Genomic DNA, 10,028 nt, shown 5'->3' with positions numbered 1-10,028 from the left:
GCGCGACGAGGGGCGAGCAAGGTATGCAGGGGCAGGGGACGGACACCGTGGCGGCGAGTGGGGCCGAGAGCGGGCTGCGCGACCGCAAGCGGGCGCAGACCCGGCAGGCGATCCGGACAGCCGGGTTCGACCTCTTCGAGGAGCAGGGCTTCGAGGGCACCACGGTGGACCAGATCTGCCGGCGCGCGGACGTCGCCCACCGCACCTTCTTCCGCTACTACGCGTGCAAGGAGGCGCTGCTCTTCGGCCTGGACTTCGGTCAGGTGGTGCTGGACGCCTTCGCGGCGGCGCCGGCCGGGCTGGGACTCTGGGCGGCCTTCGAGCACGCCGCGCGGACCACCGACGGGCAGTTCGAGGAGCCCGCCGAGCACACCGCGCGGCGCCGTGCGCTGCGCCGGCGCTTCATCGACATCCGGACCGTGCACGACTTCGCGGTGATCCAGATCGACGTCCTCGCGCAGCGGGCGGTGGTGATCGCCGGCGAGCGGCTCGGCGTCGACCCGGCCGTCGACGTCCGGCCGCAGGTGCTGGGCGCGGCCCTCGCCGGGATGACCCGGCCGCACGTCATGTCCCCCGGCACGGCGAACCCGATGGAGGCCTGGGCGCAGGCGTTCCGCGAGCTGGTCGGGCCGGGCGACGCGGCGGGGGACCCGCGGTGAGTCCGGGCCCGGCGGGGCCGGACCCGCCGCGGTGCCGGGCCCGTGCCTCCGGGCGGCGGGCCTACGCCTCCGGGCGGCGGGCGGGCCCGCCCGCGTCGTCCCGGTCGCGGAAGTGCATCACGAACCGCGCGCTGCTGCCGTCGATCCGCCGCCGGACGTACAGCGCGGGCGTGCCGTCCGGTGTGCAGCTGACGCCCTCGCGGACCAGCAGCGGGGTGCCGGCCGGCACCCCGAGCAGCTCCGCGTCGGCGAGGTCCGCGCCGATCGCGCCGAACGCCCGCCAGTCGTACTCCAGTTCCACCCCGGCGGCCCCGGCCAGGGCCGGCACCATGTTGCCGGGGCGGCCCGGCCGGACCAGCTCGGCGGGCAGCGGCCCGGCCGCGACCCAGTAGCTGCTGGCCACCCGGGGCCGGCCGCCGAACCGGATCACGGTGTCCACCCGGGCCAGTTCGCCGGGCTGCCGGCCGAGCTGCCGGGCGGCCTCCTCGTCCTCGGCCGAGCCGGCCACCGGTGGGGCGGCGACCACGAACTCCCCGTCCGGGTCGGTGCCCTGCGGCGGCCTGGTGTCCGGTGCGGGCGGGGCGTCCAGCGGCAGCGAGCCGTGCACGCTGCCGAGGTCGACCCGCTGGCTGGCCGGGTCGACGGTGATCGAGATCCGGACGGCCGGCGGGCGGACGAAGGTCCCCACGCCCCGGCGGATCTCCAGCACGGCCGCCCGCTCCAGCTCGGCCACCGCCTGCCGGACGGTCAGCCGGTTGACCCCGAACTCCGCGCTGAGCTCGGGCTCGCTGGGCAGCCGGGCGCCCGCCGGGTACGTGCCGGCGTCGATCCGCTCCTGGAGCTGCCGGGCCAGTCGGCGGTACAGCGGGGTGTCGCTTCGGTGCGTTGCCACGCGGCAGATCCTACGGAGCCGGGCGGCGCGCGGGCGGCCTGTGGGCGCCGTCGGCCCGTACTGCGGCCGGGTTGGTCCGATGTTCATCCTGTCGTCGCTTGCCCTGCACCGGGCTCGACCGGTAGACATCTAGACATCTAGATGTCCTGCCCCGAGGTTCCGGGCACCGCTCCACCGCCGGGTTCCCCCGGCCGCACACCCCGCCCCACCGTCCTCCTTCGAAAGGCCCCTCCCATGTCCCTGGTGAACTTCCGCGACCCCGCCGCCCTCGCCGACCCGGACGGCCGCTGGGTCCGCCCCGGTGCGCTCTACCGCTCCGCCCAGCCGTACCCGGCCGCCGACCCCGTCACCGTCGAGCTGCTGACCGGCTCCGGCATCCGCACCGTGATCGACCTGCGCGGCGACGCCGAGGCCGATCCGGCCGACTGGGCCGCGGCAGCGGCGGCCGGGATCGAGATCGTCGAGGCGCGCATCCAGCCCACCAACCCGGCCCTGGAGGCGTCCATGCGGGAGATGACCACCGCCGCCGACCTCGGCGCCTTCTACCTGCTGATGGCCGAGTCCGCCCCCGCGTCGGTCGCACGCGCGGTCGAGGCCGCCGCCCGCCCCGGCGGCGCGCTGCTGCACTGCGCCGCCGGCAAGGACCGCACCGGCCTGCTGACCGCCCTGCTGCTCGACCTGGTCGGCGTCCCCGCCGAGGAGATCGTCGCCGACTACGCCCGCACCAACGAGGCGCTGACGCAGATCTTCGAGATCCTCGCCGAGCGCAACCGCAGCGCCCTGAACGACTACCACGCGGGCTCGCTCACCGTGCCCGCACCGCTGCTGGAGGCCCCGGCCGGTGCGATGGTCGCCTTCCTGGAGCTGGTCGCCGCCCGCTACGGCGGCACCGAGGGCTTCCTCGCCCACTGCGGCGTGGAGGCCGCCACGATTGAGGCCTTCCGCGCCAAGGCCGCCGCCGCTCCCGCCACGGCTGCTTCCGCCACCGCCGGTGCGGAGGCCCTCGCATGACGGCCCGGCTCCGCCACCACGACGGCACCCCGTTCCGGGACCTCAACCACAACGGCACCATGGAGCCCTACGAGGACCCGCGGCTGCCCGTCGAGGAGCGCGTCGACGACCTGCTCGGCCGGATGACCCTCGCCGAGAAGGCCGCCCTGATGTGCCACGGGCGGATGCTCCCCGGCGGCCACGGCCCGTTCCCGTCCGGCGACCACCTGATCACCGAGCGCGGCCTGACCGCCTTCGGCATGATGGCCGTGCCCGACGCCCGCACGATGGCCGAGTGGAACAACCACGTCCAGGACCTCGCCGCCGCCGGCCGGCTCGGCATCCCGGTCACCCTCGCCTCCGACCCGCGGCACGGCTTCACCGAGAACCCGGCCACCGCCTTCACCGGCGGCGGCTTCTCCACCGGCCCCGAGCCGATCGGCCTCGCCGCCACCGACGACCCGGCCCTCGTCCGGGAGTACGCCGAGCTGATCGGCCGCGAGCTGCGCGCCGTCGGCATCCGGCTCGCCATCCACCCGATGGCCGACCTCGCCACCGAACCGCGCTGGGCCCGGATCAGCGGCACCTTCGGCGAGGACGCCGACCGCGCCTCCCGGACCATCGCCGCCTACATCCGGGGCCTCCAGGGGGAGCGGATCGGCCCGGACAGCGTCGCCTGCATGACCAAGCACTTCCCCGGCGGCGGCCCCCAGTTCCGGGGCGAGGACTCGCACTTCGCGGCCGGGCGCCGGCTCGTCTACCCGGGCGGCGCGTTCGAGCAGCACCTGCGCCCCTTCGAGGCCGCGTTCGAGGCCGGTACCGCGCAGATCATGCCCGCCTACGCGATCCCGTCCGGCAGCGGGCTGGCCGAGGTCGGCGCCAACTTCAACCACGACGTCATCACCGGTCTGCTGCGCGGCACGTACGGCTTCGACGGTGTCGTCTGCACCGACTTCAACGCGATCACCGGCATGGACGTCCCGGGCATCGTCAGCCTCCCGCCGCGTCACTGGGGCGTCGAGGAGCTGTCCGTGCCCGAGCAGGTCGCGCTGACGCTGGACGCCGGCGCCGACCAGCTCGGCGGCGAGACCGACCCGGAGCTGATCCTGACCGTGGTCCGCTCCGGCGCGGTGAGCGAGGCCCGGATCGACGAGTCGGTCCGCCGCCTCCTGCGCGACAAGTTCCGCCTCGGCCTGTTCGACGACCCGTACGTGGACGCGGACGCCGCCGCCGGGCTGGTCGGTACCCCGGACGGGCGCGCGCTGGGCCGCCGGGTGCAGGCCCGCTCGCTGGTCCACCTCGCCGGGCAGCCGCTCGACGGCGGCGGCCGGCTGTACGTCGAGGGCGTGGACCGGGAGGTCGCCGCCCGCTACGGCACGGTCGTCGACCGGCCGCAGGACGCCGACGTCGCGGTGATCCGGCTCGCCACGCCGTACGAGAGGCGCGAGGGGCTGCTGGAGCAGGCGTTCCACTCCGGCTCGCTGGAGTTCGAGCCGGCGGAGGCCGCGCGGCTGGCGGAGCTGGCCGGCGCCCTGCCCACCGCCTTCGTCGCGCAGCTGGAGCGGCCTGCCGTGCTGACCCCGCTGGAGCCCCGTGCGGCCCTGCTGGTCGGCGAGTTCGGTGCGGCCGACGACGTGGTGCTGGACGCGGTGTTCGGCCGGGCCCCGATGACGGGCTCGCTCCCGTTCGACCTGCCGCGCTCGGACGCCGCCGTCGAGGCCGCCCGGGAGGACGTCGCCTTCGACACCCGCGACCCGCTGTTCCGCTGCGGCCACCCGACCGCCCCGCGGGGCACGACCGCATGACCGGGGGCCGCGGCCCGACGGAGCAGGAGGTCGGCGGGTCCGGCTTCCTGCTCCGGTGCGCCCGGAGCGGGCAACCGCCGCCGGCTGCCACCGGCTTGTCCGCCGGGTCCTCCTCGCCCCCGGCTGCGCAGCCGTCCGCCGGCGGCGCCCGAGGATCGCACCGACCTGACCGCCCTGCGGGTCACGCAGGGCCGGCCTTGCGTTCGGTCAGTTCGCAGAGCTGACGGTCCGGCGCCCGGAAGTGCAGGTACCGCTCGCGTTCGTTCTCGCCGACCGGCCCCACGTCGACGCCCGCTGCGCGTAGCTCGGCCGCCGCGGCGTCGAGATCGTCCACGAGGAAGCCGACGGACCGGGGCGTGTCCCCCATCCCGCCGGGCGAGGCCACGGCGAAGGCCGACCCGTCGGGCAGTGCGAACAAGTCGGCCTCGACGCCCTCCACCTGGAGACGGGGCAGTCCCAGGGTGTCGCCGAGGAAGGCGGTCATCGGGGAGCGATGGGGCGTGGACGTGCCCCCGAAGACGAGGCCGAGGATGCGCATGCCGTCATGGTCCCGCGCACCCACCACCCCGGCGACTGATTTGTTCGAGTGCCGGCGGCGTTCAGGGTGTCCTCCCGGGAAGGTCCAGTCGGGCGGCGCGGGTCTCCAGGTAGTGGCGTTCGGTCGGGCTGGTGGTGCCGAGGGCGGCGCGGTGGTAGTGCTCCCGGGCTGCCGGACGGTCGCCGGCCCGCTCCAGCAGGTGCGCGCGGACGGCGTGCAGGCGGTGGTGGTCCGTGATCCGGTCGTCCGCGGCCAGCTCGTCCAGCAGGGCGAGCCCGGCCCGCGGCCCGTCGACCATGGCGACCGCCACCGCCCGGTTCAGGCCGGCCATCGGGTTCGGCGAGATCCGCGCCAGGATCTTGTACAGCGTGTTGATCTGACGCCAGTCGGTCTCGTCGGTGCTGGGTGCCTCGTCGTGCAGCGCGGCGATGGCGGCCTGCAGCTGGTAGGGGCCGAGGGCCGAGCGGGTCATCGCGTCGGTGACGAGCGCGACGCCTTCGGCGATGCGGCCGCGGTCCCAGCGCGAGCGGTCCTGCTCGTCGAGCGGGATCAGCTCGCCGTCCGGTCCGGTGCGGGCGGTCCGGCGGGCGTCGGTGAGCAGCATCAGGGCCAGCAGACCGGCCACGGCTCCGTCGTCCGGCAGCAGCCGGTGCAGCAGCCGGGTCAGCCGGATCGCCTCGGCGGCCAGGTCGTCGCGGCGCAGCCGGTCGCCGGAGCCGGCGGTGTAGCCCTCGTTGAAGATCACGTACAGCACGTGCAGCACGACCCGCAGCCGCTCCGCCCGGTCCTGCCCGACCGGCATGGTGAACTCGCTGCCGGCGGACCTGATCCGCTGCTTGGCCCGGCTGATCCGGGCCGCCATGGTCGGTTCCGGCACGAAGTGGGCGCGGGCGATCTCCGCGGTGGTCAGTCCGCCGACCGCGCGCAGCGTCAGCGCGACCTGCGAGGCCGGAGTCAGCGCCGGGTGGCAGCAGAGGAACAGCAGGGTCAGCGTGTCGTCCCGGTCGGCCGGGGTGTCCTCGCCGGGGCCGGGCGCCGTCCGGTCAGGCTCCCGGGCGGCCACCGCGTCCTCGCGCCGGCGCCGGGCCTGTTCGCTGCGGATCCGGTCGACGAGGCGGCGGCCGGCGACCGTGGTCAGCCAGCCGTGCGGGTTGTCCGGGACGCCCTCGGCCGGCCAGCGCGTCGCCGCGGCGATCAGCGCCTCCTGCACGGCGTCCTCGCTCAGGTCGAACTGCCCGTACCGGCGCACCAGCGCGCCGAGGGCCTGCGGCGCGAGCGCACGCAGCAGGTCCTCGACGGTGGCGCGGGAGGCGCTCACGCGGTCGGGCCGCCGGAGAAGACCACCTGGCGGACCTCGATGCCCAGGCCGTTGACCCGGGCGTCCGGAATCATCGCGGCCAGCTCCAGCGCGCGGTCCCGGCTCGCGACGTCGACCAGGTAGTAGCCGCCCAGGAACTCCTTGGCCTCCAGGTAGGGGCCGTCGGTGACGACCGGCACACCGCCACGGACGCGGACCACCGAGCTCTGGGACGGGTCGGCCAGCGCCCCGGTGTCGACCATCTCGCCGGACTCGCGGATCGTCGTCATGAAGGCGCCGTGGCCGTCCATGATCTCCCGGCGCTCGGCGTCGGTCAGTTCCTCCATGATGGCCGGGTCGATGTGCATGATCAGCAAGAACTTCATGTCCAGCTCCTTACCGTCGCGGTGCCCGGTCGGGCCCCGTCACCGGGTGGTCGTTGCGGGCCGACCGCCCTTGACGTTCCGGCGGTGCGTTCAGCGGATCAGGTGATTCTGCCGATACGGGTCAAGATCCGTCGACCGGCTCCGACCTCACGGTGACGACCCGGTCCGGAGGGTCGCACCACCGTTGTCACGACGACAGGAGGACCACGTGGTCCAGCTACTGAGAGTCCAGAACTTCAACGTCTCGGCCGACGGGATCGGCGCCGGCGAGGACCAGACCTTCGAGCGGCCGTTCGGTCACGTCGACCCCGGGCGGCTGTTCGCCTGGGCCGGTGCCACGGCGAGCTGGCCGATGCGCACCGACCCCGGGGGCAGCCGGGGCCTCGACGACTACCTCACGCGGGACTACGCCCGCAACATCGGTGCCGAGATCATGGGCCGCAACAAGTTCGGGCCCCAGCGCGGGCCCTGGCGCGACCACGAGTGGCGCGGCTGGTGGGGCGACGAGCCGCCGTTCCGCACCCCGGTGTTCGTCATGACCCACCACACGCGGCCTTCGTTCACGCTCTCCGACACCACGTTCCACTTCGTCGACGCCGACCCGGCCACCGTCCTCGCACAGGCCCGGGAGGCGGCCCGGGGCAAGGACGTCCGACTCGGCGGCGGGGCCACCACCATCCGGCAGTTCCTCGACGCCGACCTCGTCGACACCCTGCACGTGGCGGTCTCGCCGCTGACGCTCGGGTCCGGGGTGCGGCTCTGGGAGTCCCCCGACGAGCTGCTCGACCGGTTCCACCTGGACGTCGTCCCCAGCCCGAGCGGGGTGACGCACCACCTGTTCTGGCGGAAGTGACCGCTCCCCGGACCCGGCCCGGGGCCGCCGCCGGTGGAGTGGGAAGTCGGCCCGGCCGACTTCCTGCACCGGGGAGCGGGGGTGGTGTTCCCGGTCAGTTCACGGCTGCGTTGCCCACGCCGTCGCGGCAGGACAGGGCGTCGATCTCGGACGCCGTGGGCCTGGCCTCGTTGCGCGTGTCCAACGGCACCTTGGGCAGGTTGTTCTGGAAGTCGCGGTCCCACTCGTTGCTCACCGCGTACTTCTTCATGGCCTCCCGCAGGATCTCGCAGTCCTTGCGGTGGCCCTTCGCGAGGGCGACGCCGTAGTCGTTGGCCGCCCCGAACGCGATCTCCGGCACGACCGCGAGCGTGGGTTCCGCCTCCATGAAGCCGTAGAGGATCAGCTGGTCGGTGGAGACCGCGTCCACCCTCCCCTCCTTGAGCTCCTTGACGCAGGTCCCCGCGTCCTCCTGCTCGCTCAGCCGCACCTTGCTGTAGGAGGGCTTGTTCAGTTCCGACGCGGACGTCGTGCTCCGCCAGACGCACACCAGCTTGCCGTCGAGGTCGCCGGTGCTCCGGAACCGGTCGCGGTCGTCCGCCCGCACGAGGACGCCCTGCTGGCCGGAGGCGTACGGGCCCACGAAGTCGAGACCCTCCCCCTCGCCGTTCTCCTTGAACGGCCGCATGCGCTGCTCGGTGATCGAGTAGGTGGCCACCACGAGGGCGAAGGTCTCGTTCCGCAGGAAGGGGGCGCGGTTCTTGGACAGGACGCCGTCGAAGAACGGCGTGCCCCCGTTGACCCGTTCCAGGAGTTCCCTGGCCACGGTGACGTCCAGCCCGACGAACTCGCCGGAGTGCAGTTCGAGGCCGGTCCCCGGCTGGTCGCTCTTCACCCCGACCCGTACTTGCTTCCCCTCGCCGAGCAGGGGCTTCTTCGCCTCGCCCCCGCAGCCGGTGAGGGCGAGGAGGGCGGCCACGGCGGTAGCCCGGATCGCCGGTACGTCCCGACGCTTACCCGTCACGTGCTTCCCCCAGGATCGTCGTCAGTCGTTGAAGAGCGTTCCGCGTGCCGCCACCTGCATGCTGCAGCCGGGCCCGGTGCGTACGGTGACGTCGATGGTCACCTCGCCGCGGCTCCCGCCGAGGTCGAACTCGACGACGGCTTGCGCGGGCACCCGCTTGGTCGTCGGGGTGACTCCCGGCGTGGTCGGCGTCAGTGTCGCCGTCGTCTTGTGGACACAGGTGGGGGACGTCGGGTTGTCGTCCGAGACCGTCAGCGCGAGGCGGAGGTGGTCCCGGACGTTGTCGGCCGTCGAGGCGGGCACCACCAGCGTGCGCGTCCCGGCGACGGCGCCGGCCAGGGGCTGGCCGCCCCGGACGGAGATCTCCACGGTGATCTCGCCGTTGCGCCGGACGTCCTCCAGTCCGGCCAGACCGAGGAGCGCGAGGACCAGCGCGGAGGACAGGAGCAACAGGCCGGCCGTGGACGGCTTGCTCGGCACCGCTGCGGGCGCCGACCCCTTCGGGCCCTTCGCGGCCGCCCCGCCGATGACGCACAGGACGGCCACGACGAACGCGGCGGAGAGGGCGAGGTAGAACCAGAGGTACTGGTGCTGCGGACCTCCCGGCCAGGACAGGACGGCGTAGACGGCGGCGGCGACCGCTGCCAGGAGCGGCAGCAGGACCACGACCGGCAGCGAGTCGCCGTTCCGCCCGTTGCCGAAGTTGAAGATGCTGCCCGCGCCGATGGTGCTGCCGACGATCGTGCGGTCGCCGGTCGAGGTGACGGATGGCGGCCCGTTCGCGGCCGGGGGTTCCGTCACCGGGTGTCACCGAAGTTGAAGGTGTTGTTGTCGCCGAAGCTGCCGCCGACGATCGTCCGGTCGCCGGTCGAGGTGTTCGTGACGGGCCCGGCGGGCGCCGTTCGGACGAGGTCCACCAGCCGTTCCGCGGAGAGGCCGCTCGTCGTCGCGCTGCCGAGCCACGAGGACAGTGCCTGGGCGAGACGGAGGCGCTCGGCATCACCGAGGCCGCTGAGCAGGGTGTCCACCTGTTCCTCGGGCAGGTGGTGACGGTCGAGGGCTTCGGCCACCTCGTCGGAGTGGCGTCCGAAGAGCCGGCGGAAGAATCCCTGGCCCGCGTCCAGGGTTCCCCCGGCTACGCGTTGGGCGGCTTCCTGTGTCAGGTGTGTCCCGAAGGTGGTTGCAGCGACGGTGAAATACGGAGCAATCGCAGTGATGTCGGCGAGCAGTTCGGACATGACCCCTGGCCCCCCCAGTACGTCTCGGCCACACGCTGATAGCTGTGTCGACAGGGATGGTAGCGATCGGGGGACCGCAGCGCATCAGGCTTGCTGGGCTGACTGTCCGTCAGTTGCCTGACTCAGAGGGCGATGTGGTGGCGGTCGGGGCTGCCGGCCCGTGGACCCGGGTGCGTCGAGGCTGCCGGCGGTCCTGGTGTTCGCCCCGGTGCGGGACCGGAGGACGACGCGTCGGCCCTTCCGGGGACCGGGCCACCTGTCGGGCCGGGCTCCGGGGGAGGGGGATTCCTCGTTCGGGCCGAGTGGCGATCCGGAGGGAACGTCCTGGTATCGCAAAAGCCCCGCCCCGCCGAGCACCCAGCTCGGC

General features: G+C 74.0%; 11 protein-coding genes. 4 read left to right on the top strand and 7 right to left on the bottom strand.

Features of this window, described 5'->3' with window-relative positions:
- Window positions 1–47: 47 nt before the first annotated feature.
- Complete coding sequence (locus tag ACFWOG_RS17620; RefSeq protein WP_329949411.1) at window positions 48–659, top strand: TetR family transcriptional regulator; 612 nt, start codon at window positions 48–50, stop codon at window positions 657–659.
- Window positions 660–720: 61 nt separating this feature from the next.
- On the opposite strand, the gene ACFWOG_RS17615 is transcribed toward ACFWOG_RS17620, so the two are convergent.
- A complete protein-coding gene (locus tag ACFWOG_RS17615; protein ID WP_380359425.1) occupies window positions 721–1,551 on the bottom strand; it encodes a GntR family transcriptional regulator in 831 nt (276 codons plus the stop codon).
- A 234-nt stretch (window positions 1,552–1,785) separates the two neighbouring features.
- Between ACFWOG_RS17615 and ACFWOG_RS17610 the strand changes: the two genes are divergently transcribed.
- Window positions 1,786–2,562, top strand: coding sequence for a tyrosine-protein phosphatase (locus ACFWOG_RS17610; RefSeq protein WP_380359422.1), 777 nt, complete (start codon window positions 1,786–1,788; stop codon window positions 2,560–2,562).
- Window positions 2,559–4,346 carry a glycoside hydrolase family 3 N-terminal domain-containing protein gene (locus tag ACFWOG_RS17605; RefSeq protein WP_329949414.1) on the top strand — a complete coding sequence of 596 codons (1,788 nt, stop codon included), beginning with the start codon at window positions 2,559–2,561 and terminating at the stop codon, window positions 4,344–4,346. Before ACFWOG_RS17610 ends, ACFWOG_RS17605 begins: the two co-directional genes overlap by 4 nt.
- Window positions 4,347–4,527: 181 nt before the next feature.
- Here the strand turns inward: ACFWOG_RS17605 and ACFWOG_RS17600 are convergent, their stop codons facing one another.
- From ACFWOG_RS17600 to ACFWOG_RS17590, 3 genes are all read right to left on the bottom strand, one after another.
- Window positions 4,528–4,884, bottom strand: a complete 357-nt coding sequence (locus tag ACFWOG_RS17600) for a hypothetical protein (protein WP_380359419.1) — start codon at window positions 4,882–4,884, stop codon at window positions 4,528–4,530.
- A gap of 61 nt (window positions 4,885–4,945) precedes the next feature.
- On the bottom strand, window positions 4,946–6,202 hold the full coding sequence (locus ACFWOG_RS17595; RefSeq protein ID WP_380359417.1) for an RNA polymerase sigma factor: 1,257 nt from the start codon (window positions 6,200–6,202) through the stop codon (window positions 4,946–4,948).
- Window positions 6,199–6,567, bottom strand: a complete 369-nt coding sequence (locus ACFWOG_RS17590) for a YciI family protein (RefSeq protein ID WP_329882021.1) — start codon at window positions 6,565–6,567, stop codon at window positions 6,199–6,201. Before ACFWOG_RS17590 ends, ACFWOG_RS17595 begins: the two co-directional genes overlap by 4 nt.
- Window positions 6,568–6,775: 208 nt before the next feature.
- Between ACFWOG_RS17590 and ACFWOG_RS17585 the strand changes: the two genes are divergently transcribed.
- On the top strand, window positions 6,776–7,420 hold the full coding sequence (locus ACFWOG_RS17585; protein WP_380359414.1) for a dihydrofolate reductase family protein: 645 nt from the start codon (window positions 6,776–6,778) through the stop codon (window positions 7,418–7,420).
- 94 nt (window positions 7,421–7,514) lie between these two features.
- Here ACFWOG_RS17585 and ACFWOG_RS17580 read toward each other — a convergent pair whose 3' ends face one another.
- Genes ACFWOG_RS17580 through ACFWOG_RS17570 form a run of 3 tightly spaced genes read right to left on the bottom strand, consistent with a single transcriptional unit; the run spans window position 7,515 to window position 9,661 of the window.
- Complete coding sequence (locus ACFWOG_RS17580; RefSeq protein WP_380359411.1) at window positions 7,515–8,423, bottom strand: transporter substrate-binding domain-containing protein; 909 nt, start codon at window positions 8,421–8,423, stop codon at window positions 7,515–7,517.
- A 21-nt stretch (window positions 8,424–8,444) separates the two neighbouring features.
- On the bottom strand, window positions 8,445–9,224 hold the full coding sequence (locus ACFWOG_RS17575; RefSeq protein ID WP_380359409.1) for a hypothetical protein: 780 nt from the start codon (window positions 9,222–9,224) through the stop codon (window positions 8,445–8,447).
- Window positions 9,221–9,661 carry a hypothetical protein gene (locus ACFWOG_RS17570; RefSeq protein ID WP_329882028.1) on the bottom strand — a complete coding sequence of 147 codons (441 nt, stop codon included), beginning with the start codon at window positions 9,659–9,661 and terminating at the stop codon, window positions 9,221–9,223. The genes ACFWOG_RS17575 and ACFWOG_RS17570 overlap by 4 nt, the downstream gene beginning before the upstream one ends.
- Window positions 9,662–10,028 lie beyond the last annotated feature (367 nt).

It is taken from the genome of Kitasatospora sp. NPDC058406 (genome assembly GCF_042722765.1).
GTDB lineage: Bacteria > Actinomycetota > Actinomycetes > Streptomycetales > Streptomycetaceae > Kitasatospora.
This window is presented reverse-complemented; position numbering and strand designations above follow the sequence as displayed.

Excerpts from the sequence above, each read along its gene's own strand:
- ACFWOG_RS17590 (WP_329882021.1), bottom strand. The coding sequence starts at position 6,567 with ATGAAGTTCTTGCTGATCATGCACATCGACCCGGCCATCATGGAGGAA.
- ACFWOG_RS17605 (WP_329949414.1), top strand. The coding sequence starts at position 2,559 with ATGACGGCCCGGCTCCGCCACCACGACGGCACCCCGTTCCGGGACCTC.
- ACFWOG_RS17570 (WP_329882028.1), bottom strand. The coding sequence starts at position 9,661 with ATGTCCGAACTGCTCGCCGACATCACTGCGATTGCTCCGTATTTCACC.
- ACFWOG_RS17610 (WP_380359422.1), top strand. The coding sequence starts at position 1,786 with ATGTCCCTGGTGAACTTCCGCGACCCCGCCGCCCTCGCCGACCCGGAC.
- ACFWOG_RS17600 (WP_380359419.1), bottom strand. The coding sequence starts at position 4,884 with ATGCGCATCCTCGGCCTCGTCTTCGGGGGCACGTCCACGCCCCATCGC.